The sequence below is a fragment of the Photobacterium sp. BZF1 genome, from assembly GCF_014349205.1.
GTDB lineage: Bacteria > Pseudomonadota > Gammaproteobacteria > Enterobacterales > Vibrionaceae > Photobacterium.
This window is the reverse complement of sequence record NZ_JACSOF010000098.1, coordinates 1-24505: the sequence shown is the minus strand read 5'-3', so window position 1 is coordinate 24505 and position 24505 is coordinate 1. Positions and strand designations below refer to the sequence as shown.

Sequence of the window (24505 nt, the reverse complement as noted above, 5' to 3'; positions counted from 1 at the left end):
AATGCATGGAGCTGCCAATGTTCTGTTGAGGTATCACCGTCTTTGAAGAATGGTGCGTAGTGCCAGCCCATTGAGTATGGGAAAGAACACTTGAACAGGTTGTCATAGCGGCTAGTCAATTTTTTGATCGCTACAGCAAGATCATCGCGCTGCTCGTCAGTTAGATCGTTCATACGGCGTACATGGGCTTTTGGCAACAACATGGTTTCAAAAGGCCAAGCTGCCCAGTATGGGACAACGGCAATCCAATGTTCTGTTTCAACTACCGTACGTGAACCGTCTGCCATTTCGGCTTTTGCGTAATCCACCAGCAAGTTTGAACCTTGCTCTTGATAGTAAGCACGTAGGTTTTCGTCCTTGCGGGCGATTTCATTTGGCAAAAAGCTATTGGCCCAAATTTGACCGTGAGGGTGCGGCTGTGAACAGCCCATTGCCGACCCTTTGTTCTCAAAGGCCTGAACCCAAACATATTCTTGGCCAAGCTCTTCAATTTGTTCATTCCAGGTATCAACCACCTTGCGAATCGTACCCACTGGTAGTTCAGGCAAGGTTTTGCTGTGATCAGGAGAGAAACAAATCACGCGGCTCAAACCACGGGCACTTTCACAGCGGAAAAGTGGGTTGTCAGATTTCGGCGCATCCGGTGTATCCGGCGTTAACGCCGCATGGTCATTATTAAAGACATAAGTATCGGCATAGTCTGGGTTTTGGTCGCCAGATACACGGGTGTTGGTCGGGCAAAGGAAGCACTCGCTATCGTATGCTTTGTCTTCTGCTTCTTCCGGTGTTTCATCTGCACCCTGCCATGGACGCTTTGCACGGTGCGGAGAAACCAAAATATATTGCCCCGTCAGCGGGTTATAACGACGGTGCGGATGATCAACTGGGTTAAATTTTTGCTCGGACATTTTCAAACTCGCAATTACAGTGATACTGCAAACTAATAAAGGTAGGAGCAGGTGAACTTAGGGGGTGAGACGCCACCTGCTCCCGAAATCATCTCAGGGCTAGTTAGTAGCCATTAGGGTTTTCAGACTGCCAGCGCCAAGTATCAGCGGCCATTGCCGTAACATCGAACTTGGCTTCCCAGCCTAATACTTCACGGGCTTTGGCAGGATCAGCCCAACACTCTGCAATATCACCAGGGCGACGAGGGCAAATTTTGTATGCGACATCATGGCCACATGCTTTGCTGAAGGCATCAACCATCTCGAGCACACTGCTACCTTTACCCGTACCAAGGTTAAAGATATGAAGGCCTGCTTTTTCACCCACAGCTCGAAGCGCTGCGATATGGCCATCGGCAAGATCCATGACGTGGATATAATCGCGGATACCTGTGCCATCCGGGGTTGGGTAGTCATTACCAAACACAGAAAGGTATTCACGGCGACCAACGGCCACCTGGGCAATAAATGGCATGAGGTTATTTGGAATACCTTGCGGGTCTTCACCCATAATGCCAGAAGGGTGTGCGCCTACAGGGTTGAAGTAACGCAATAGCGTAATGCTCATCTCTGGAGCAGCAACCTGGATATCACGAAGGCATTCTTCAACCATATACTTGCTTCGACCATATGGGTTAGTCACTTGGCCAGTGGGTGTGGTTTCTTTAATTGGAATTTCTTCCGGATCGCCATATACCGTGGCAGAGGAACTGAATACTAAGCTGTTAACACCCGCATGTTTCATCGCATCCACTAGCATCAAGGTACCGTGGACATTGTTGTCATAGTATTCGAGTGGCTTTTCTACCGACTCGCCTACGGCCTTCAGACCAGCGAAATGGATCACAGAGCTAATCTCATGCTCAGAAAAGACTTGATCGAGGATCTCACGGTCACGGATGTCACCTTGGTAGAAAGTCGGTTTGGCTCCGGTCAAGGTTTCTACGCGCTCAAGCACAGCTTCTTTACTGTTACAAAGGTTATCCAGAATGATTGGCTCAAGACCAGCTTCAATCATTTGTACGCAGGTATGGCTTCCGATATACCCCATACCACCTGTTACTAATACCTTCATCACTCTCTCCCATTTCACTGCTAAGGGCTTAAATCGCTTCACCAAAAGAAACAGCATCTTGTTCTTAACTGAGGGCAAGTTTATCAATAAGCCCAAAATCAATACTGTGATCATTGCCACATTGTGTAAACGTTTTCACTAAATTTTCTAAGAAAGTGATTTAGCCAGTTAATACCAGACATCCAGCGCAGTGCCTTGCCATGCGAATAAAGCACTGAATTTAAATAAGTTTATCTAAATTATTGAGACTATTTTCTTTAAATCACTTCGTACACCAGAAAGCGAAGTTAATGATTTAATGAAATCATTGCTGTGAAAACGATTAACCTAATGGGTATTTATGTAGCGATACATGTCAAAGAACCATGCGAGTAGGAATTTATCACTTATATGCAGTGTGATGCGCAAGACTAATTTAATATTACGATATGCACTAATTAGCATTTAAGAGCTATACTGAATCAGTTATATGTACCTCACGGATGAAGTATGAAGACTGCAATATTACGTTTTTTACTCTTTTTCATTCCTCTACTGACCATCACGTCAGCATCTATTTATTACATCTACAGCGATGATATCTCCCAGCTTAACCACCGAATTCAAGACCGTGAGAACAGCCGACATCAATCGTCTTTACATATCACAAGGTTACATTTCGCACCGATCATTGAAGATCTCCGCTACCTGAGTGAAAAAGCCAAAGAATTATCGGAAACGCCCCATACTGTTGAAAGACAGAGGGAGATCCTAACCGCTACCTTCCAGCGCCTTTCTAGTACACGCTCTTACTATGACCAAGTCAGGTTACTCAATGACAAAGGGTTAGAGATCATCAGAGTTAATAGAGAGGGTAAAGAGGCTATCGCTGTTGGTACAGCCAACCTTCAGGATAAAAGTCACCGTGATTACGTTCAGAAAGCGTTAAAAGTCCCAGCAGGGAGTTTTTATACCTCGCAATTCGATTTGAATCAGGAAAATGGTCAAATCGAGCTCCCGCATAAACCCATGCTACGCTTTGTCAGTCACTTTAAAATGAACGGCCAAAGTTGGCTGATCACCCTCAATTACCTTGGTGTGGACTATTTAGAGGAATTAAAAGACCAATATGGCTGGGATCAAGTACAAAACTGGCTGATCAACAGTAATGGTCAGTGGCTGCTAGGCCCCTCAGAGGAAAGCGCTTGGCAGTTCATGCCTTCAACCGTTAACCCTGCTCAACAAGACTTTCACTCCCTCTACCCTGACTTATGGCTAAATATACAAAATAACAATCACGGACAGGTCATCATTGGTGATTACCTCTATACCTTTACCCGTTTCTTTTCTGGCAAGACCTTCAGAGGCGAAGATAGTTTCACCCTACCTTTCCAAGGTACCGATCTTCCTTGGACCATTATCTCTAGGGTCAACATGACCGAAGCCGTTACTGAGTTGGCGTTTACCCAGCAACGAATACTCAAACTGGTCATCTTTGCAGGATTAATTGTTTGTTTGGCTTCAGGGTGTCTGGTTCTGGCTTGGCACTTATCACAGTTACTCAATGCCCAGCGCAAAATGACGTTAAAAATAGAAGATACAGCGCTGCAATATGCCACCGTACTTCGCCACGTCCCCGATGGACTCATGTCTCTCGATCAAAACATGAAGATCTTAACAGCCAACAATGCCGCGATACAGATATTGTCCCTGCAAAATAAAGATATTATCGGCAGCAACTTAGCGAAGCTATTACCTGGCACCCAATCTCGCCGCCAGCTCGAAGCGATTATTGAGCAGTTACAGCAGTTGAGAGAGAGAAAACAACCAACCATAAAGATACGATTGCAGTTCAACAACCTCAAAACTAAGCATGTTGAGATCATTGCAACAGAAACTGCTTATAGTTCTCGCCATGAAATTTTACTCAATCTCCGTGATGTGACTTACTGGATTGAGCGAGAAGAAAAGCTCAAAAGCATGTCGCGAGCACTTGAGCAAAGTAACGATTCTATCATCATTACAGATAAAAGAGGTGTGGTTGAATACGTAAACCGCTCCTTTGAACAACATAACGGTATCCAATCCAAAGATATTATTGGCAAACAATCCATAGAACTGCTCAGAAGCACTCTCAATAACATCAATGACGTTAAGCATGTCCAGAAACAGCTAAAACAAGGCCATGTTATTGAACGTGTTATCGCCCATAAACAAGGTGATGAGCAAATCATGTACGAAGAAAAAACCATAGCCCCAATCCGTAATAGCCGAGGCCGAATTAGCCATTACATTTCAACCGGCAAAGACATCACTGAACGGGTAATGTTCGAAAACCGCTTACACCGGTTGGTGCACTATGATTTACTGACCGAGCTTCCAAACCGAACCTTACTTCAGCAGCAAATTGGAGCCGCCGTAAAATGCAACAAGGTTACTGGGGATAACCTCGCCCTACTCTCAATCGATCTTGATTACTTTAAGCAGATCAATGACTCGTTGGGGCATGCTGTGGGCGATAAAGTCATTAAAACAGCCGCTAAACGCATCCAGCGTCTATTGCGGGAAACGGATTTCCTCGCGAGGCTCGGTGGGGATGAATTTGCTGTGCTGCTCTCTCAAAATGCTAACTTGCAGAATGTGACCAATATCGCAGCCCGTATTCTCAAGCATATCTCTGCACCTTTGGTAGTAGAAGGTAAAGAGTTTTTCTTAACAACCAGTATCGGTATCAGCTTCTTCCCTGATGATTCTGACGTTGCTGAGAACCTCAGTAAATATGCAGATATCGCTCTTTACCGAGCAAAAGAACAAGGCCGTAATCAATTCTGTTTCTATACCACAGAAATGGGCGTTAACAGTATTCAACAAATCCAGCTAGAGTCAGAGTTACGCCGCACGGTTGGCACGGATCGCTACGAGTTTTTCTACCAGCCCAAAGTCCATAGCAATAATCACAAGGTTTGTGGTGTTGAAGCCTTACTTCGCTGGCGAAACGAGTTGGGAGAGCATGAATCACCACTTAATATTATTCCTATCCTAGAGCGCTCTGGCGTGATCATTGAAGCAGGTGAACACCTGATTCAAAAAGCCTGCCGACAATTGAAAAACTGGCAATCCAATGGCATCTACCTCAATTTTGCTATCAATATTTCAGCTCAACAGTTGTTAGGCTCTGATATTGTTGAAGCTATTGATAAGGCGATAATCCAAAGCGGTTGCGATCCGAAATACCTGGAGATAGAGATCACCGAATCTGTGATCATGTCTGATGTAAATACAGCACTGGACAAGCTGATCAAGCTCGAAGCTCTAGGGGTACAAATTGCCATTGATGATTTTGGTACAGGCTACTCATCACTGGCATACCTAAGCCGCTTCCCTATTCATATTTTGAAGATTGATCGGGAGTTCATCAAAGATCTGCCTTGGAATAAAGATAATATCGCCATCACCCGCTCAATTGTGGAACTCGCCCATAACTTAAAGATGCGCGTAGTCGCGGAAGGTGTTGAGAACCAGTCACAAAGAGATTTCTTAGCCAGTATTGGCGTGGAAGAATTTCAGGGGTACTTCTTTGGCCGCCCAGAACCTGTTTCAGATTTTGAACTGCATTTCCTTCAGGAGGATAAAGACACGGTCTAAACAGATTTAGTTTGCTTTTGTTATGAGCTGGCTATACCTTTATCTCAGAACCAATGCGTGAGTAAGAAGACAATGAGCTTTAGTGATCATTTAGATAATTTTATCAAACAACGCGACCAGCAAAACCAAGGTAGGGGCCAGTTCCAACAGCGCAAACAACACGTCGTTGTCGACCCTACAAACCAGAGCCTTGCCCGAGAAGCGATGGCCAAGGCCCAGGAAGAAGCCTCTGAGCAAGCTACTATTGAAACCAAGCATCATCACCAGAGAATCAATGGCCGTTGTATGATGGAGCATGAAGCCGATGCGCTCAATAAACTGGAAGTAGAAAAAAAACCTGCTAACCCAGATCGTATCGAATACATTAACCAACTTCGCAAAAGCCTCAAACTTAAGAAGCGTAGTTAATCGTTTTGCTTCAATGTGGGAACCGCTAGTCAGGTTCCCATCACAACTCCCCTGCCCTCATTGCAACCCTGTATATGCTCTTTACCTTGTGGGCAATAGCCAAGTGACTTAGGTATATATCTATTCACCTGCGCCACACTTTGATAAATAAAACAGCAAAACTTTTGATCTTTCTTGTGTTTTATACGCTGTTTTATTACTCAACCATTCCAATAAACCTCACATTCTGGCGTTAATTAAGCAGCCATCATAAAAAATCTCAAAAAAATATCGCACAGAAATCATTCGTTTTGCTGATATTCACCGCTAAACAACTCACGCGATTATTAAATAAGCGACAATTTTAGTGGCGTAACATACTAATTACATTCATTAATGGATGGTATATTCCGCCTTTTTCGTATGGATATTAAACAACTCGGCATTAGCCTACTGATTTTAAAGCACAGACGCCTTCAAATTAAGACTAATCTTATTCTTTTGCTTAATTATCAATATTGATTGAGTGAATCATAAATAAGAACATTACAATAACAAAGCACCATAAAGCTTCGCCCTTAAATATACATCCCCTCAATAATCAAAACATGAACAACCAAAGTGCAACCTCGGGTCTACACTATTGAGGTTAAAATGGCAATATAGGCAGTCGCCATTTTAGGGGGTAAAATTAACGCCTAAAAAACAATGAAAAGACATAATCATGAATTCAGTTATACAAGTAAGCGAACTTGAGTCGTTTCTCATTGCGATTATTGTGCTTTTTCTTGGCTACTTCATTAATAGCAAAGTAAAGGTATTCCGGAAGTACAATATTCCTGAGCCTATTGTTGGCGGATTGATTGTTGCCGTACTGATTGCAATCTTACATACCCAGGGTGTCGACATTACCTTCAAGCTAAGCCTTAAAGACACACTAATGCAGATGTTCTTTGCCACGGTAGGTTTAGCAGCCAGCTTTAAACTGTTAGCCAAAGGTGGCTCACGGGTATTTTTATTCCTTGGTATCGCAACACTGTACATCATTATTCAAAATGCCGTCGGTGTTAGCCTGAGCACTATGCTGGGCCTTGACCCACTGCTAGGCCTAATGGTGGGCTCAATTACCCTCTCTGGTGGCCATGGTACGGGTGCCGCTTGGTCGCAGACCTTTGCCGATATGTATGGCTTACAAACCTTGGAGCTGTCCATGGCTGCTGCAACCTTTGGTTTGGTTATGGGTGGTATTATCGGTGGTCCTGTTGCTCAGCGCCTGATCAACAAGTTCTCACTAAAATCCGAGTTTGGAAGTGGTGAAAAACACCATATCGAACACCCCGACTTGGTGACCTACAGTGATAACGAAGAAGATCGTATTACTGCGAAGAACACCATTGAAGTACTGTTCATCCTGCTAATCTGTGTTGCGGGTGCTGCCCACGTCAAAGAATTAGTAGACAGCTTTGGCATCAACTGGCTTCGGATCCCTGATTTTGTCTATTCACTGTTTATTGGTGTCTTTATCACCAATATCTGTGAAACGACCAAAGTCTACAAGATCAACAATGAAACTGTGGATGCGCTAGGTACCATCTCGCTGTCACTGTTCCTCGCGATGGCATTGATGAGCCTTCAGCTATGGGAGCTGCTTGGTCTAGCCTTGCCTATGATTGTGATACTGTCGGTACAGACAATCACGTTAGCGGCGTTTGCCTACTTTGTTACTTTCAGGCTAATGGGTAAAACCTATGATGCTGCTGTTATCGCCGGTGGCCACTGTGGCTTTGGTATGGGGGCAACTCCAACCGCTGTGATGAACATGGGTGCCCTGGTGTCGCGTAATGGCCCATCCCCGCAAGCCTTCATGGTTGTTCCTATCGTCGGTGCCTTCTTCATCGACATCGCCAACCTGATTGTGCTGCAGACCTATATTAGCTTCATTCAGTAAACACCCTCCAAGCCGGACCTTGCCAGGTCCGGCTTTGCCGTTCGGCATCTCCCAGCTATTATTAATTTATTGGCCTTAGTTTGAAGGTTGATGGGTACATCAACTTGGCTTTATAACAATATCAGAATAACTATCTTCTCTCGTTTGGGGTGCGCTTAGTCAATGGCCACACGCCTCTGTGGCTTTACGTTGAATCTGTACCTATCGTCTAATTCGGTAGGATTATGAAGAGCGTGGGAGTATCAATATGTTAGGTGAAAATCATGCACTGTTTATCGAGTACCCTGAACACCAAGATAGAATCAAGGAACTAAAGCAATCCGACCAACACTTCAAACAAATGGCTGACCGTTACCATCAGTTAGATCACAAAATAAGAGGCCTCGAAGGTAACAACGTTCCCACAGACGATCATCACTTCACTCAACTCAAACTAGAACGCGTCCAGCTGAAAGACAAAATCTACAGTATTCTTTCACACTGATCCTGCCGTATCCCAACATGTCGACTATGTTCACTTCACAGGTTTACACTCTGTGAGGTGGACATAAATTCACACTTTCTACATACCATGTAATCCCTGAAATAACCCCATATAAACCATTGAATATTAAGAAATAGCCATATTAATAGAATGTGAACAGACCGAATCACCGCCGAAACAATTGTAACTGGATATTTCTAACGGTTTCCTATTCAAAAAATGTTGATAGAATCCGCGCACCTTTAATGACAATCAACTTTTGTTAATAAAGCACAATTTTTTTTGAGCACAGTATGAAGTTCATACTGTTTCCCTTGTAGTGACAGAGAAAACAATGACTAAATTCGATAAAGCAAAACAGATCCTGCTGGCAGGTTTCTGTATCAACCTATGTATGGGCATCCTGTATGCTTGGAGTGTATTCAAGCAAGCACTCGTTCTTGATATGGGCTGGTCTGATGCAGATGCTTCTATGCCATACTCAGTTGCTGTAATCACTTTTGCTCTATCACTATTGGTAGCTGGTGTACTTCAAGACAAAATGGGCCCACGTAAAATCCTTATCTTGGGTACTACCCTTGTTGGCTCGGGTATGATCATTTCAAGCTTTGCTACCAGCCCTCTGCTACTGCTTATCACATTTGGTCTAATGACGGGTGCGGGTATCGGCTTCGGCTACGCATGTCTTGCCCCTTCTGCAATGAAGTGGTTCCACCCTTCTAAGAAAGGCTTGGTAAACGGCCTGATTGCTGCTGGCTTTGGTCTTGCTGCCGTTTACCTTGCACCGTTGACATCTCTGTTGATTGAATCTTTCGGTATCAGCACCAGCTTCCTGATCCTTGGTGTTGCCATCCTGCTTATCTCTGTACCTCTGGCAAGCACGATTACTAACCCACCAGCAGGCTACCAGCCTCCGGTACCAGCTAACTACAAGGCAAAAGCTGCCAAGCCGGTTGATATCCAGTGGCGCGCAATGCTGAAAACGCCTCAGTTCTACTCACTGTGGATCATGTTTGCACTGGCATCTTCTGCAGGCCTAATGGTGATTGGTAACATCACACTGATTGCCTCTCAGCAAGCCAACATCACAGAAGCTGCCTTCCTAGTTGTTGTTCTGTCTATCTTCAACTCTGGCGGCCGTGTTGCTGCTGGTATCCTTGCAGATAAAATTGGCGGCCTACGCACCCTGACGATTGCATTTATCATGCAGGGCATCAACATGGCGCTATTTGCAAGCTTTGATTCAAGCTTCACCCTAATAGTTGGTGCAGCACTAGCAGGTGTTGGCTACGGTACGCTGCTAGCAGTATTCCCAACGCTAACGGCTGAGTTCTACGGCCTGAAAAACTACGGCGCAAACTTCGGTGTACTTTACACAGCTTGGGGTGTGAGTGGCTTTATCGGTTCTGCCATCACCGCTATCGCAATGGGCACAACGGGTAACTACACCCTAGCGTACACCATTTGTGCAGTAATGCTGGCGTTCAACGTACTTCTTTCTGTTGTCACTAAGCCTGTTGATGCAGAAGCATTAGAGAAGAAACTGGCAAACGCCTAATTATCTCTACCCAAGATCATAAAAAAGCACAGCCTCGCTGTGCTTTTTGTTTTTTGTTCTCATTCAAAACATCCTATTCAATCTTCCAAGATAATTTCTAGCCTTTAGTATCAATTATTAGTTGTGCAAATTTGACACCTTTGTTTTACTTTCAAGGCAAACTAATTATAAATATCTGTTGTTATTACCATTTTGATCTTGTATCCAACCCAACATCTCCCCTTTACCCTTTGAATTTATTTGCTCATTAATTAGTTTGTTTTTAAGAAAAGTATCATTTTTATACGCTCATCCTATTTTCGAACATCCCCTTGCTCAAAAGTATTAGTACGTTTTTTTTGCCATTTGTATGATTCACAAAAGTGATAATTAAGACCGCATATTTCGCCCATCTTTATTGCACGAGGTCTTCTCGTACATAAAAGCAACATTTCGTAATGGACGTTAGGGGTGAGTGATGAACAACAAAACGTTATATAAACGTCATCGACTAACAGCCTTAGTAGCAGCTTCACTATTTGGGTTGGCTACCGGTATTGCCAGTGTTCATGCCGAAGAAGAAGTCGAAGGTCCAGATTTTTCTGGCCTCGGCTCGCTCAAAGGTATCAAACCGGCTCCTGTACCAGGGCTCGATGAATACATAAAAGACGAAAAAGCAGCAATCAAACTCGGTAAGGCATTATTCTGGGATATGCAGGCAGGTAGTCAGGGGCAAGCTTGTGCAAGTTGTCACTACGCTGCTGGTGCGGATAATCGGACCAAGAACCAAATCAGCCCGGGGATAAACAATGTAGATAAGGATAAACAGTCTATTTTTGACCCAACACGTACAGGCAAGGGTGGCCCTAACTACACGTTAGTGCCTAATGACTTCCCTTTCCGTGTCTACGCCGATCCTGATGATCGTGATTCAGAGGTGCTATTCGATAGCGATGATGTCGTATCTTCACAAGGGGTCTTTGGCGCGGTATTTGACGAACTCTATGGTGGTACTTATGGCGATCCAAGGTACTCTGACCGCCGTGAAGGTTGTGAACTCGTCACAGATATCTTCCATGTCGGCGGGGTAGCAACACGTAGAGTTGAGCCTCGAAATACGCCGACGGTCATTAACGCCATTTTTAACTTCCGAAACTTCTGGGATGGCCGAGCAAATAACGAGTTCAACGGGGTGGACCCATTTGGCCCTCGTAACGTTGATGCGCGAGTATTGCACTTCGACCCTTACACCGAATATGTAAGCTTGAAAGAAGTTAACTTGATTAACTCCAGTGCGGCCTCTCAGGCAGTAGGGCCTCCAGGCAGTGCCTTTGAGATGACGTGTGCTGACAAAGCCTTCAAAGATATGGGTAGAAAGCTAATGGGCTTGAAACCTCTGGGCTTGCAGCAGGTTGATCGCTCGGACAGCGTATTGGGTTATGCCTCTAGTTATCCGAACGATGGCCTTCGTACCCGCTATGAAGACATGATCAAAGATGCGTTCAATATTGAGTACTGGGGCTCAGAACAAGACTTTGACGGTTATAGCCAGATGGAAGAGAACTTCAGCCTATTTTGGGGCTTGGCTATCCAGCTTTATGAAGCAACGTTGATCTCTGACGACTCACGCTTCGACCGCTTTATGGATGGTGATGTATACGCGCTTAATGATCTTGAAAAGCACGGTATGGAAGTGTTCGTAGACAAAGGTAAGTGTGTGAACTGTCACAGCGGCCCTGAGTTCTCGAAAGCTATGACCCACTTGATTGCTGAAGAGCAGGAAGAGGGACTGGTTGAGCGGATGCACATGGGTGATGAGAGCATTTCACTCTACGACAACGGCTTCTACAACATCGGTGTCACACCAACCAAAGAAGATCTTGGTTTAGGCGGTAAGGACCCTTGGGGCAACCCTCTGTCTCACACCAAGCAATACCTCGATATTCTGCTGGGTAAAAATGTGCCGGACAACTTCCAGGTTGACCCTTGTACATTTGAAGCACGTGTTCGAGATGATGATCCATGTGACTCTGATCGCCATACCAGAATCATGGAGCGGCGTGTAGCAAAAGGTAAAGAGCGTACTGCAGTTGACGGTGCATTCAAGACCCCTACGCTTCGTAACATCGAGCTAACCGGTCCATACATGCACGATGGTAGTATGGCAACACTTGAGCAAGTTGTTGAGTTCTACAACCGTGGTGGTAACCGTACCAGCGAAGGTACTGGTGACTCATCTGGCTTCGGTGACATCTCTTCGAACCTTGACCCAGATATTCGCAGCCTAGAGTTGACGGATTACGAGAAGAAAGCACTGGTTGCCTTTATGAAGGCCCTAACGGATGAGCGTGTACGTCAAGAGAAAGCACCATTTGACCATCCACAATTGTTCATTCCAAATGGTGTAGAAGGTGACGAAAACTACGCCAGAACCAACGCGAATGGTTCATCTCGTGAAGAGTGGATTGAAATTCCAATGGTGGGTGCTTACGGTCGTTCAGCAAAAGGTCTTGAACCATTGAAACCTTTCCTAGACGGCGTGAACTCTGACTACGGTACAGGTGGTGATTATGGTTCAGGTTCTGAGCCTTCTGGTAACTATCTAGAAGCAAAAGATGATGCTTACTCAGCTCAATACGGTCGCTCTACAACCATCAAGCCACTAGATAATGATGTAGCTGGTAATTACGACATCGACCCAAGAAGTATTGTGATTCACAATGCCCCTAGCAGTCGAGATTGTCGCTACTACATCTACGCTGACGGTAGTATTTTGGTGACACCACTGAAAGACTACGACATGAGCATTACCTACTCTGTCAAAGACAGCAGCGGTAAGGAATCTAACGTAGCAACCATTGACCTCAGTGTGTACCGCTAATTAATCCTAATGTAGCAATATAACTTCGCTATGACTTAAGCCCCGCCCAGTGCGGGGCTTTCTTTTATACCACCTTGTTAACAAGTTATTAACTAGAACTATTTCAAACTGTTTCTATACTAAATATTGACACAAAAACAGACAGTTATTTTTTCTGGTTAAAAGAAAGTGCCATTTAGATGGATAAACCACGGGCACCCTTTTGGAGATAGCTGCAAATAATGACGATAAGAAGCGTCAATTTCTCTTGATAAGGATTAACAGGACGTAATTATGAAGCAAACCCTTACCTCTTCCTTGGCAGTATCTACTCTTGCTCTCATTCTTGCTGGCTGTGATAGTGGTGGTAGCAGTCAAGACAAAGAAATGATCCAATCGCTACAGAACAAAGTCGAGACCCTCGAGCAGCAACTTGCCCAAGTATCGGGAGGAGCCGTTCAAGCAGAAGACGACAGTGACACACCGGCATCAGCGACTGGTTCTGGTACACTCGCTCAAATTCAGAAACAAGGTTACCTCCAATGCGGCGTAACTACTGGTTTGCCCGGCTTCTCTAACCCTAACGAAAAAGGGGAATGGGAAGGGATTGACGTTGAATTTTGTCAGGCCGTCGCTGCTGCAGTTCTTGGCGATAAATCTAAAGTGAAATACATCCCCCTCACCGCTAAAGAGCGCTTTACCGCCCTTCAGTCAGGTGAAATAGACCTGTTATCCCGTAACACAACCTGGACGTTACACCGTGATACTGCACTCGGAATCAACTTTGCCGGCGTCAATTACTACGATGGCCAGGGCTTCATGGTCAGCAAAGAACTCAAAGTCGAGAGCGCGGGTGAACTTGATGGTGCCGCTGTATGTGTTCAATCAGGTACGACAACTGAGCTAAACCTTGCCGATTACTTCCGCCACCGCGAAATGCAATATACCCCGGTGGTTTTCGACACTGCAGCCCAAACCGTGAAAGGCTTCGAGGCTGGTCGCTGTGATGTCCTCACCACTGACCAATCAGGCTTATATGCCCTTCGTTTGAACCTGCAAGACCCATCTTCAGCCGTGGTCCTGCCAGATATCATCTCCAAAGAGCCATTAGGCCCAGCCGTTCGCCAAGGGGATGACCAGTGGTTCAATATTGTGAAATGGACCCTCAATGCGATGATCAATGCTGAAGAATTGGGTGTGTCTTCACACAATGTCGATGACATGCAAAAGTCAAACGACCCTAATATAAAACGCTTGATTGGCGTTGACGGCCCGAAAGGTAAAGGGTTGGGTCTAAACGACGATTGGTCTTATCAAGTCATCAAGCAGGTGGGTAACTATAGTGAAAGCTTCGAGCGTACTGTGGGTATGAGCTCACCGCTTCAAATTAAACGGGGAGCCAACGCGCTATGGAATGATGGTGGTTTCCTATACGCACCACCGATGCGCTAGCCCCATCGCAAATGTTAATCCATTTGGAGGGGAAGGATGGCTTCCCCTCCTGCCATGATAATCTTTTGCACAGGATGTGTTGTTTTGGCAGCGAAGAAGACAAGTCTATTTTATAATCCTACTTTTCGTGCCCTGCTGTTCCAAGCACTTGCCGCAGCAGCACTGGCCTATGTTATCTATTCGATAATCAATAACACCCTGACCAATTTGGATCAGCGTGGTATTGCAACAGGGTTCGGCTTTCTCACTCAGGAAGCAGGGTTTGGTATCGGGTTAAGCCTGATTGATTACGACGAAACCTACAGTTATGGCCGAACCTTTTTTGTCGGCTTACTCAACACTGCCCTAGTCTCTGTACTCGGTATTTTCCTGGCGACTATATTGGGCTTTGTCATCGGCATTGCCCGGCTTTCATCTAACTGGCTGGTGAGCCGCTTTGCTGCTGTTTATATCGAGACATTCCGAAATATCCCCCTGCTACTGCAAATTTTCTTTTGGTATTTCGCCGTTCTACAAGCCCTTCCCTCCCCGAGAAACAGCCTTAGCTTCGGCGAGAGTGTGTTCCTCAATGTTAGGGGGCTGTATTTTGCCAAACCCATTTTTGAGCAAAACGCCTACTGGATTGGCCTTGCGCTCATTACCGCCGTGGTGCTGAGCATCAGCTACACCATTTATGCAAAAAGAAAGCAAAAGGCTTCAGGGAAGCAATCTCCCATTTTATGGGTGTTATTAAGCCTGCTGATAGTGCTCCCCACCATCGCTTTTTTTGCCAGTGGACAACCCGTCCACATGGAGGCCCCAGTCCTTAAAGGCTTCAATTTCCGGGGAGGCATCGGCATTATCCCCGAACTGGCAGCGTTACTGTTGGCATTGAGTATCTATACCGCATCATTTATCGCTGAAATTGTCCGTGCCGGGATCAACGCCGTCAGCCACGGTCAAACTGAGGCGTCTTTATCGCTTGGGTTACCTCAAGGAAAAACCTTACGCCTTGTGGTGATCCCTCAAGCCCTGAGGATCATCATCCCGCCTTTGACCAGTCAGTACCTCAACCTCACCAAGAACTCATCATTGGCTATGGCAATCGGCTACCCCGATCTGGTCTCGGTGTTTGCAGGGACGACACTCAACCAAACCGGCCAAGCTATTGAGATCATTGTCATGACCATGGCGGTTTACCTCACACTCAGCTTGCTGACGTCTCTACTCATGAACATATACAACCGCAAAGTTGCGCTGGTTGAGCGTTAGGAGGAATGGGAATGCATCAACATCAATTTCGCCCAGACTTGCCGCCACCAGCCAATACCGTGGGTCTGGTCGGTTGGCTACGCAAGCATCTATTTTCCAACCTCATCAACACCTGCCTGACCCTTATTCTTGGCTACCTTGCCATCGTGGCATTGTGGAACATCGTTGACTGGGCCTTTCTCAAAGCCGATTGGGTTGGCTCTAGCCGCGATGACTGCCATCGGGATGGAGCTTGCTGGGTGTTTATCTCAGTGCGTTTCGATCAGTTCATGTTTGGGTTTTATCCGCAGGAAGAATTATGGCGCCCTCAACTGTTCTATTTCACGCTCGCGATATTCATTACACTGCTCGCCATTGAAAAAACACCAGGGCGAACATGGATTTGGCTTTTCTTCGTCAATATCTACCCCTTCATCATCGCAGGCTTGCTGTATGGTGGTATTTTTGGCCTTCCTGTTGTGGAAACCCACTTGTGGGGAGGGCTTTTAATCACCCTGATCATCGCTATTGTTGGCATAGTGGTTTCACTACCAATAGGTATCGCACTGGCTTTGGGCAGGCGCTCAAATATGCCGGTGATCCGAAGCCTTTGCACTGTTTACATAGAGATCTGGCGTGGTGTCCCACTGATCACCGTCCTGTTCATGGCATCTGTCATGCTGCCACTGTTCCTCAATGCCGAGACTGAAACCAACAAGTTGATTCGGGCACTCATAGGTGTAGTGCTGTTCAGTGCGGCCTACATGGCAGAAGTGGTACGTGGGGGGTTGCAGGCCATTCCGTCAGGGCAATATGAAGCCGCAGATGCGCTTGGGTTAAGTTATTGGAAGAAAATGTACCTCATCGTACTGCCACAGGCGCTAAAGATCAGCATTCCAGCCATTGTTAACACCTTCATCGGGCTGTTTAAAGACACCAGCCTAGTGCTCATTATCGGTATGTTCGATGTACTTGGGATCGGCCAAGCAGCCAATACCGACCCTAAATGGTTAGGCTTCGCAACAGAAAGCTATGTCTTCGTGGCACTAGTATTCTGGATATTCTGCTTTGGTATGTCGAGATACAGTATTTACCTAGAAAACAAGCTCCATACAGGACATAAACGTTAGGTCATAAGAGGGATGATATGACAGACAGTACAACCACTAATAGAGCTTCAACTAACAGTGCTGCTAACGGCAATGCGAAAGGTGATAGCACCTTAGACCGTAGTTCACCACACAAATCAGCAAAGTATACCGCCATGATCACTATGACTGATGTGAACAAGTGGTATGGGGAATTCCACGTTCTAAAAGATATCAACCTGACCGTTAAGAAAGGCGAGAAAATCGTGATATGCGGCCCTTCCGGTTCGGGAAAGTCGACTTTGATCCGCTGTATTAACCGGTTGGAGGAACACCAACAAGGCCAAATCATTGTCGCCGGCAATGAACTGACTAGCGATCTGAAAAACATCGAGCTAGTTCGACGTGAAGTCGGTATGTGCTTCCAGCACTTCAACCTATTCCCCCACCTTACTGTACTCGAAAACTGTACTCTAGCTCCTATCTGGGTAAAAAAGATGCCGCAGAAAGAAGCCGAAAAGATTGCGATGCAATACTTGGAGCGGGTAAAAATCCCAGAGCAAGCCAACAAATATCCCGGCCAACTCTCCGGCGGCCAGCAGCAACGTGTTGCGATTGCCCGCTCTCTGTGTATGACACCACAAGTGATGCTGTTTGATGAACCTACTTCGGCACTCGACCCGGAAATGGTCAGGGAGGTGCTAGAAGTCATGGTCGAACTTGCCAACGAGGGGATGACAATGATTTGTGTAACCCATGAAATGGGGTTTGCCCGACAAGTTGCAGACCGGGTTATCTTCATGGATATGGGCGAAATTATCGAGGAAAACACCCCGCAAGCATTCTTCGATAACCCACAATCAGACAGAACACAGTTATTCTTGAACCAAATACTGCACTAAGTCGTATATTAATCATGAGGTTATTGAGACGCAGCAACAATGTGCTGTAACATTCATTTACAACTTTGACCACAAAGATAAGGAATTGTTAAGTATCATTCAGGTCATATCGTTACACTGAGTTTATTGTTTGGGGACAGCCGCATTAATTTGACAAACGGCTTGCAATAACGATGAAATGCCCCAATATACATTTACATTAGCAATCACATATCTAACCCTGAGGGGACTATTTATGAACGATCGTATTGTCAATCGTGGCACAGCTTACGAAAGCGTACTTTCTACAAACAAGGTTCTACGTAACACTTATTTTCTTCTGTCTCTAACGCTTGTATGGTCAGCTGTCGTTGCAGGCTTTGCAATGGCGATGAATATGCCTCACCCGGGCCTAATCATCACCTTGGTTGGCTTCTACGGTCTGATGTTCCTGACAGAGAAAAACCGTAACAGCAGCCTAGGTATCGTATTTACCTTCGCGCTAACAGGCTTTATGGGTTACACGTTGGGGCCAATCCTCAATATGTACATCGGCGCAGGCATGGGCCATGCTATTGTTCCTGCCCTAGGCGGTACGGCACTGACCTTTATGGCGTGTTCGGCTTACGCACTGACTACCAAGCGTGATCTGTCTTTCCTAGGCGGCATGCTACTGGCAGGCTTTGTTGCCATCCTAGTTATGGTTGTAGCAAACATCTTCCTACAGATGCCAATGCTATCACTGGCAATCAGCGGTATGTTTGTACTGTTCTCGTCTGCAGCTATCCTGCTGACAACACAGAACATCGTACGTGGCGGTGAGACAAACTACATCTCAGCGACAGTTACCCTGTACGTTTCAATCTACAACCTATTCCTGAGCCTACTTCAAATCCTAGGTATTATGGGTAGCAACGACTAATCTCTGATTGGTTAGATTGTTTCGAAAAGCGCCGCAAGGCGCTTTTTTTGTAGCCGCAACCTTGCAGCCAACTTCGAATATCACTATCCTTTGTCCGTTCTATATGCGAGGCAAACATGCTTGAATTTGAAGGTAAACAAATAGAGACCGACGCCCACGGTTATCTGAAAAACACCGACGACTGGAGTGAAGCTCTGGTACCCATGCTGGCTGAAGAAGAAGGCATCACCCTGACAGAAGCGCATTGGGAAGTTGTTCGTTTTGTCCGAGAGTTCTATCAGGAATTCAACACCTCACCGGCTATCAGAATGCTAGTGAAGGCGATGGCGAAAAAATACGGTGAAGAGAAAGGCAGTTCACGCTACCTATACAAACTTTTCCCGAAAGGCCCGGCAAAGCAAGCCACAAAATTGGCTGGCCTACCAAAACCGGTGAAGTGCATTTAAAACCCAGTGCCTTAATCGGCAAGCCACGTTAGCGCGAGTGGGAGCGACCACTCGCCTATCTCTGTCCCTGTAACATAGCGTCAGCTACATAATTTCAAAGCCATCATAATGGCGCCAGTCGAGCTGTTCCCACTCAACACTATCGACGCGAGAGGTTCTCGGGCCATCCTCCAGCCAGGCAAGCAGTTGTTTCACTTGCCCCTCTTGACCACACGCCATGACTTCGACACTACCGTCAGGTAAGTTCTTTGCGTACCCTGTCAAACCACACTTCAGCCCTTCATGCGCTGTATGGAACCTGAACCCAACACCTTGAACCATACCGGTAATTAGTGCCTTTACACATATTTGCGACATAGATCACCTCAAGCTTCCTACTCTCAACCCGATAACAATATAATATTACTCGCACAAAAAATGCTCTAAGCTTCTGTTTTTAGGAATTAATATGAAAGAAGTTGCCTTCCGATGGATTGACCGTTACTTAATCCATATTACCCTGCAGGAAAAATTCTACTTGCTGTTCCTGCTACCCATTATTGCGCTGATGAGCGTCGCTACAATATTAGCCGATAGCGCTAGCCAGCAACGTATTGAAATCACGACACAGCAGGTAGAGACGACTGCTACCCTTCTTTCACAGCAGAAAATCAGCCAATCAGAAGCCCAGCGCTTGTTAGCCAATACTAACCTTCACGTTGGCCCAGGCGATATTTCTACTTACGTTAGCGGAATGAACTACAGCATTTCATCTGATGCCGCTGCGGGGCTTTTCTCTCACATCAGTACTAGCCAATGGGTCATAATTGCTACGATCCTACTGATAAGCTTGGCTGCGGTGTACTACATCATGACCTTCATTGGTGGAGCAATGTTTACCACTAATAAAGCATTGCAGAGCCTCGCTGACGGTGATTTAACCAACCGCCTGAATTTTTTCAAAGTACGTGATGAATTCAGCTCAATCGCCATCACTATCGATAAGGTGAGCGAGCGGGAACAACAACTGGTACAGGCAACCCAACAAGCCATCGCCCTGATGCAGCAAATTAGCAGCAGCTTGCGCCAACGTAGTGCGGGTAGTGAGCAACTATCAACCTCACAGCAACAGCATCTTGATTCACTGGCCAGTGCGACCGAGGAAATGGCAACCTCAATCCGCGAAGTGGCAACCCACGCCCATCAAACTTCCGAGCAGACCCGTGAAGCACAGCAGGTATCTGAACAAGGCCGGGCGCAAGTCAACCAGACCCGTAACGCTATCAGCCACCTCAGCTCCGAGATAAACCAAGCTGCTGATGCGGTGGCAGAGCTTGATAGTAACGCGGCGAAAATTGATGATGTGGTAACCACCATCAACGGCATTTCAGAGCAGACCAACCTGCTTGCCCTAAATGCGGCTATCGAAGCGGCCCGAGCCGGTGAGCAAGGCCGTGGGTTTGCCGTTGTTGCTGATGAAGTGCGGACCTTGGCGGGCAGGACGCAAAGCGCAACCGTTGAAATTCAACAGATGATTGAAGCCTTGCAGCAAAACAGCCAGAAGCTCATGGCGGTAATGAAGAATACGGTTGAGAATGCGCAAAACAGCGAAGCCTTGATGGATTCGGTAGACAGTGAAATCTCCCAAATCACCGAACGTAACCAGCATATTTCAGATCGCAGCACCGAGATTGCCGCCGCAGCCGAGCAACAAGGTGCCGTAGCGGACGATATCGCTAACAATGTCGAGCAGGTACGTAGCCAATCGCATGAAATTTGCAGTGCCATCAACGCCTCGGCAAATGACATCGAGCAACTCAACAAGCAGGCTGAAGTACTAGAGTCTTTGATGCGAGGACTCAAAGTCTAACCCCTCCCCTCCGGGCAGTGCTGCTATATCTGCACTGCCTACCGCAATGAGCCATATAAATTTGATTTTATGTGCTTTCGACAACATAATACGCCCCCATTCCTTACTCCATACTGGGCAAGTCATGACAGCTTCAATTTATCTGGTTAAAGGCCGTGAAAAATCACTTCGCCGCCGCCACCCATGGGTTTTCTCTCGCGGCATTCAACGTGTAGAAGGTAAACCAGCACTTGGTGAAACCGTTGATATCTTCGACCACAAAGGTGAGTGGTTAGCACGCGGTGCTTTTTCTCCGCAATCTCAGATCCGCGTTCGAGTATGGACCTTTGATCGTAACGAACAAATCAATGTTGATTTCTTCGTAAACCGCTTGAAAGCTGCCCAAGGTCTGCGTGACATTTTGGCGGCCCGCGATGGCCTTACTGGCTACCGTTTGATCGCTGCTGAGTCTGACGGCCTGCCTGGTATTACTATCGACCGCTACCAAGACTTTCTAGTATGCCAGTTGCTAAGCGCTGGTGCCGAAGCTCAAAAAGAAGCGTTGGTAGAAGCCCTAAACATCTGTTACCCAGAGTGCAGCGTGTATGAGCGTTCAGACGTGTCAGTTCGTAAAAAAGAAGGCCTAAAACAGCGTACTGGCGTTCTGTCTGGTGAAGAGCCACCTAAGTTCGTTACCATCGAAGAGAACGGCGTAAAAATCAATGTGGACATTGTCGGTGGTCACAAGACAGGTTTCTACCTTGACCAACGTGACAGCCGTGAAGCGGCCGTTAAGTACGTTAACGGCAAGCGTGTCCTGAACTGCTTCTGCTACACCGGTGGCTTTGGTCTATACGCACTAAAAGGCGGCGCGAGCGAAGTGGTGAATGTGGATGTTTCACAGCCAGCACTGGATACAGCACAAATGAACGCCGAAGCAAACGGCTACCCGCTGGAGAATGCGCAGTTCCTCAATGCTGATGTATTCAAACTGCTTCGCGAATACCGCGAGCGCGGTGAGCTATTTGATGTTGTGATCATGGACCCGCCTAAGTTTGCAGAATCTAAGTCGCAGCTAGTCGGTGCATGCCGTGGATACAAAGACATCAACATGCTAGCTATGCAGATCCTAAAACCAGGTGGCACATTGTTGACCTATTCATGCTCAGGCCTGATGGACAACAACCTGTTCCAGAAAATCATTGCAGATGCCGCGCTGGATGCTCACCGTGAAGTACAGTTCATCGAACGCTTCGGCCAAGCAGCTGACCACCCGCTAGACAGTGCTTACCCAGAAGGTTTCTACCTTAAAGGTTTTGCCTGTTACGTGAAGTAATATATTTTGCGCTTCGACAGCTAACCCCTGTCTCGAACAAAGACAATGAAGCCAGCAATGATTGCTGGCTTTTTTTCGCTTAGTTATCGCAGGCTGGTGAGATTTCGTCTATCTAATCGGTCAGCATTGCCGCCGCCGAGCCGCATAGCGTCATCAAGAACAGGAACCATTTCAGGGTTTCTGGGCGGGCTGAAATTGCCATTTTTACAGCGATATGTGACCCGACCATCGTGCCAGCCGCGAGGATCAGACCCGGTCCCCACATCACTAAATCCTCAATAATAAACAGGACTAATGCCACTAAGGTAAAAGCCAAGGCACAGAGCATTTTCAGAGCATTCGCTCGAACCAAGTCATACCGCAGTGTTCCAGCCAGGGCCGCCAATAAAACAAACCCTACGCCAGCTTGTACAAAGCCACCATAAAAACCCGCTAGCCCTAAGCCCCACCACGAACTCGGGGTATCTCTCACTTTTCTTGGCTCAGTGCCGGCAGGTGGTGCGACTATGGCAGGGCGGACTAAGATAATCAGGGCCATGGTCAGCATAGTGCCGAGCAACAGAGGTTTAATCCACGTTGAGGGTGCATAAGCTGCGCCGACAGCCCCCAGTAAACCACCGATAATGGTAGGGAGCAAAATCGGGCCTGTATCAGATGTCTCCAGCTTTCCATGGCGACGAAAGCCAAACAGTGCTGTAATTCCTTGTACCGCTACCCCCACCCGGTTAGTTGCATTCGCCACTTCTGCTGGCATCCCCATTACCATTAAAGCTGGAAGGGTTAGGTTCGAGCCCCCACCAGCCAGTGTATTGATGATCCCAGCCAGAAATCCAGTTCCGATCAGCAGGCTAGCCTGCAGTAATGACATGTCCATTGTAATGCTCTATCCATAGTAATTACGTCTTTTGTCTACACGCAATATACCCAATACATTAAACAAAGTGTTATATTTGATGATTAGTTTATAAGGGCATCAAAACCAGTATTCAGCCCTTATTCAGCTACCTAGCGACAAACTGCTAGGATAATCCCGATAACTACAATCTAATTCGGACATTGTTTTTCAAGGAACCGCTATGAAATTTCGTACCGCGTTAATGGCTCTTGCAGCATGCGGCATCAGCTTCTCCACTCTTGCTGACGTAAAACTGGATCTTCCATACCAAGCCGATCTTGTTTTGGTCAATGGCGTAGAGCAAGATGGCAACGACACGTTAACGCTTCCAAATGGTGTCAACCAGTTCGCATTCACTTATATCGATTCACTACGTGAAAATGGCGACGATTACCTCTACAAGTCAGATGTCATCATTGTTAAGTTTGATGCCAGTGATGAAGCACTAAAGCTTGATCTACCAAAGCTTCGCACCGCTCAAGATGCTCGTAAGTTCAACAAATCACCACAGCTTGCCCTAGTTGCTGCCAACGGCGAGAAGATTGACTTCGAGCAAGACAAGCTAATTAAATCAGGCCTTCAGTTTGGTCGTGATTTTGAGAAAGAAATTGCGGTTTACAACCAGTCAGGTAAAGCTGCTGCTGTCGCGACGACTGCAGCCGTTGTGGCAACGGCTGCCGTACCAGCAACACTTCCGGCTACCGCAGCACCAGCAGCAACATCACCTAAATCACCAGTTGATCAGCAGCAGACACGTAATGTGGCTGAAAACATGCTGAACTACTGGTATGAACAAGCTGATGAAGCAACACGCGCTCGCTTCAAAGCAAAAATCAACCAAGAGTAATCTTGTAAAAAAGAGCCTACGGGCTCTTTTTCTTCCCCCCTCAAAGTTCCCTACATTCATCCACATCTGCCCCTCGCCCTTTCATGCATGGTGGCGATGAATGTCCATGCTGCAATGGACTGTACTAACATCGAACCATGGAACAGCACGGTTGCCTATACGGGTGGTGCTCAGGTTCAAGAAAACAACAAAGTCTATAAAGCGAATTGGTGAACGAGGGGGAACAACCCTACCACCCATTCACGCTCTTACCAATGACCCTAACTGGCCTCAAACTGATTGGGCAGGCAATCCAAGCCATGCCATGCCAACCAGGGCGATAAAATCATCTACAACGGTGTGGTTTACCAGGCTAACTGGTGGAGTAGTTCAACACCAGGCAGTGATGGTAGCTGGGCAGTAGTGTGCACAATTTAACCTCTTCAGCATAAAACCAATGCGCAGGCCCTTTCCTGCGCATTTTTTATGCAAAGAGCAAGAAAAACAGGTGCTTTATCATTTTTAAAATGGCAATTTACAAGCAACATTAGTGAACTTCATATGCAATAACATTAATCGTTCTGTTTCTGACCTTTCATCAAAGAAGTAAAAAACTGCGATAAAGCGCTCAATTTTCAATCAAACAGTCAAACTGCTAACATTTCTTTGTTTTCAAAATATGACATGAGATTTGGCTTTAACAAACAATAAATTATCGTATTGACAATTGTAACAGTGA

General features: G+C 46.3%; 19 protein-coding genes and 1 pseudogene. 16 read left to right on the top strand and 4 right to left on the bottom strand.

What is annotated here, in order from left to right:
- Together BIZ37_RS20045 and galE are read right to left on the bottom strand one after the other, a co-directional pair.
- On the bottom strand, positions 1-908 hold a 908-nt coding region (locus BIZ37_RS20045), incomplete at its 3' end, for a UDP-glucose--hexose-1-phosphate uridylyltransferase (RefSeq protein ID WP_187462997.1).
- Between the two features lie 103 nt (positions 909-1011).
- Complete coding sequence (gene galE, locus BIZ37_RS20040) at positions 1012-2022, bottom strand: UDP-glucose 4-epimerase GalE (protein WP_187462996.1); 1011 nt, start codon at positions 2020-2022, stop codon at positions 1012-1014.
- Between the two features lie 489 nt (positions 2023-2511).
- On the opposite strand from galE, the gene BIZ37_RS20035 reads away from it, so the two are divergent.
- The 12 genes from BIZ37_RS20035 to tusE all read left to right on the top strand — a co-directional run bounded on the left by BIZ37_RS20035 (position 2512) and on the right by tusE (position 18881).
- Positions 2512-5646: an EAL domain-containing protein gene (locus tag BIZ37_RS20035; protein ID WP_187462995.1), complete on the top strand. Its 3135-nt coding sequence runs from the start codon at positions 2512-2514 to the stop codon at positions 5644-5646.
- 57 nt (positions 5647-5703) lie between these two features.
- A complete protein-coding gene (locus BIZ37_RS20030; protein ID WP_370577408.1) occupies positions 5704-6054 on the top strand; it encodes a hypothetical protein in 351 nt (116 codons plus the stop codon).
- 703 nt (positions 6055-6757) lie between these two features.
- Positions 6758-7981 carry a sodium/glutamate symporter gene (gltS, locus tag BIZ37_RS20025; protein ID WP_187462994.1) on the top strand — a complete coding sequence of 408 codons (1224 nt, stop codon included), beginning with the start codon at positions 6758-6760 and terminating at the stop codon, positions 7979-7981.
- A gap of 247 nt (positions 7982-8228) precedes the next feature.
- Positions 8229-8465, top strand: a complete 237-nt coding sequence (locus BIZ37_RS20020; RefSeq protein WP_107300451.1) for a YdcH family protein — start codon at positions 8229-8231, stop codon at positions 8463-8465.
- A gap of 334 nt (positions 8466-8799) precedes the next feature.
- Entirely contained in the window at positions 8800-10023 is a 1224-nt protein-coding gene (locus tag BIZ37_RS20015; RefSeq protein WP_187462993.1) for an OFA family MFS transporter, read from the top strand.
- A 457-nt stretch (positions 10024-10480) separates the two neighbouring features.
- Complete coding sequence (locus BIZ37_RS30625) at positions 10481-12883, top strand: cytochrome-c peroxidase (protein ID WP_187462992.1); 2403 nt, start codon at positions 10481-10483, stop codon at positions 12881-12883.
- Positions 12884-13156: 273 nt separating this feature from the next.
- Complete coding sequence (locus BIZ37_RS20005; protein WP_255526836.1) at positions 13157-14314, top strand: amino acid ABC transporter substrate-binding protein; 1158 nt, start codon at positions 13157-13159, stop codon at positions 14312-14314.
- Positions 14315-14398: 84 nt separating this feature from the next.
- A complete protein-coding gene (locus BIZ37_RS20000; RefSeq protein ID WP_255526835.1) occupies positions 14399-15565 on the top strand; it encodes an amino acid ABC transporter permease in 1167 nt (388 codons plus the stop codon).
- 11 nt (positions 15566-15576) lie between these two features.
- Positions 15577-16674, top strand: coding sequence for an amino acid ABC transporter permease (locus BIZ37_RS19995; protein WP_187462991.1), 1098 nt, complete (start codon positions 15577-15579; stop codon positions 16672-16674).
- Positions 16675-16808: 134 nt separating this feature from the next.
- Positions 16809-17534: an amino acid ABC transporter ATP-binding protein gene (locus BIZ37_RS19990; protein ID WP_187462998.1), complete on the top strand. Its 726-nt coding sequence runs from the start codon at positions 16809-16811 to the stop codon at positions 17532-17534.
- Positions 17535-17769: 235 nt separating this feature from the next.
- Positions 17770-18435, top strand: a complete 666-nt coding sequence (locus BIZ37_RS19985; protein WP_107300447.1) for a Bax inhibitor-1/YccA family protein — start codon at positions 17770-17772, stop codon at positions 18433-18435.
- Between the two features lie 116 nt (positions 18436-18551).
- Positions 18552-18881, top strand: coding sequence for a sulfurtransferase TusE (tusE, locus tag BIZ37_RS19980; protein WP_107300446.1), 330 nt, complete (start codon positions 18552-18554; stop codon positions 18879-18881).
- Positions 18882-18965: 84 nt separating this feature from the next.
- On the opposite strand, the gene yccX is transcribed toward tusE, so the two are convergent.
- Complete coding sequence (yccX, locus tag BIZ37_RS19975; RefSeq protein ID WP_187462990.1) at positions 18966-19238, bottom strand: acylphosphatase; 273 nt, start codon at positions 19236-19238, stop codon at positions 18966-18968.
- A 91-nt stretch (positions 19239-19329) separates the two neighbouring features.
- Here yccX and BIZ37_RS19970 point away from each other — a divergent pair, with 91 nt between their 5' ends.
- Both BIZ37_RS19970 and BIZ37_RS19965 read left to right on the top strand, forming a co-directional pair.
- On the top strand, positions 19330-20730 hold the full coding sequence (locus tag BIZ37_RS19970; RefSeq protein WP_187462989.1) for a methyl-accepting chemotaxis protein: 1401 nt from the start codon (positions 19330-19332) through the stop codon (positions 20728-20730).
- 124 nt (positions 20731-20854) lie between these two features.
- Positions 20855-22045, top strand: coding sequence for a class I SAM-dependent methyltransferase (locus BIZ37_RS19965; protein WP_187462988.1), 1191 nt, complete (start codon positions 20855-20857; stop codon positions 22043-22045).
- A gap of 112 nt (positions 22046-22157) precedes the next feature.
- On the opposite strand, the gene BIZ37_RS19960 is transcribed toward BIZ37_RS19965, so the two are convergent.
- Entirely contained in the window at positions 22158-22919 is a 762-nt protein-coding gene (locus BIZ37_RS19960; protein WP_187462987.1) for a sulfite exporter TauE/SafE family protein, read from the bottom strand.
- Between the two features lie 202 nt (positions 22920-23121).
- On the opposite strand from BIZ37_RS19960, the gene BIZ37_RS19955 reads away from it, so the two are divergent.
- Positions 23122-23787, top strand: a complete 666-nt coding sequence (locus BIZ37_RS19955; RefSeq protein ID WP_187462986.1) for a DUF2057 domain-containing protein — start codon at positions 23122-23124, stop codon at positions 23785-23787.
- 217 nt (positions 23788-24004) lie between these two features.
- A pseudogene (locus BIZ37_RS19950) lies at positions 24005-24204 on the top strand (cellulose-binding domain-containing protein); the annotation flags it as partial.
- Between the last annotated feature and the right edge of the window lie 301 nt (positions 24205-24505).

Coding starts and splice junctions, on each gene's coding strand:
- galE (WP_187462996.1), bottom strand. CDS start 2,022: ATGAAGGTATTAGTAACAGGTGGTATGGGGTATATCGGAAGCCATACC.
- BIZ37_RS20035 (WP_187462995.1), top strand. CDS start 2,512: ATGAAGACTGCAATATTACGTTTTTTACTCTTTTTCATTCCTCTACTG.
- gltS (WP_187462994.1), top strand. CDS start 6,758: ATGAATTCAGTTATACAAGTAAGCGAACTTGAGTCGTTTCTCATTGCG.
- BIZ37_RS20020 (WP_107300451.1), top strand. CDS start 8,229: ATGTTAGGTGAAAATCATGCACTGTTTATCGAGTACCCTGAACACCAA.
- BIZ37_RS20015 (WP_187462993.1), top strand. CDS start 8,800: ATGACTAAATTCGATAAAGCAAAACAGATCCTGCTGGCAGGTTTCTGT.
- BIZ37_RS30625 (WP_187462992.1), top strand. CDS start 10,481: ATGAACAACAAAACGTTATATAAACGTCATCGACTAACAGCCTTAGTA.
- BIZ37_RS20005 (WP_255526836.1), top strand. CDS start 13,157: ATGAAGCAAACCCTTACCTCTTCCTTGGCAGTATCTACTCTTGCTCTC.
- BIZ37_RS19995 (WP_187462991.1), top strand. CDS start 15,577: ATGCATCAACATCAATTTCGCCCAGACTTGCCGCCACCAGCCAATACC.
- BIZ37_RS19990 (WP_187462998.1), top strand. CDS start 16,809: ATGATCACTATGACTGATGTGAACAAGTGGTATGGGGAATTCCACGTT.
- BIZ37_RS19985 (WP_107300447.1), top strand. CDS start 17,770: ATGAACGATCGTATTGTCAATCGTGGCACAGCTTACGAAAGCGTACTT.
- tusE (WP_107300446.1), top strand. CDS start 18,552: ATGCTTGAATTTGAAGGTAAACAAATAGAGACCGACGCCCACGGTTAT.
- yccX (WP_187462990.1), bottom strand. CDS start 19,238: ATGTCGCAAATATGTGTAAAGGCACTAATTACCGGTATGGTTCAAGGT.
- BIZ37_RS19970 (WP_187462989.1), top strand. CDS start 19,330: ATGAAAGAAGTTGCCTTCCGATGGATTGACCGTTACTTAATCCATATT.
- BIZ37_RS19965 (WP_187462988.1), top strand. CDS start 20,855: ATGACAGCTTCAATTTATCTGGTTAAAGGCCGTGAAAAATCACTTCGC.
- BIZ37_RS19960 (WP_187462987.1), bottom strand. CDS start 22,919: ATGGACATGTCATTACTGCAGGCTAGCCTGCTGATCGGAACTGGATTT.
- BIZ37_RS19955 (WP_187462986.1), top strand. CDS start 23,122: ATGAAATTTCGTACCGCGTTAATGGCTCTTGCAGCATGCGGCATCAGC.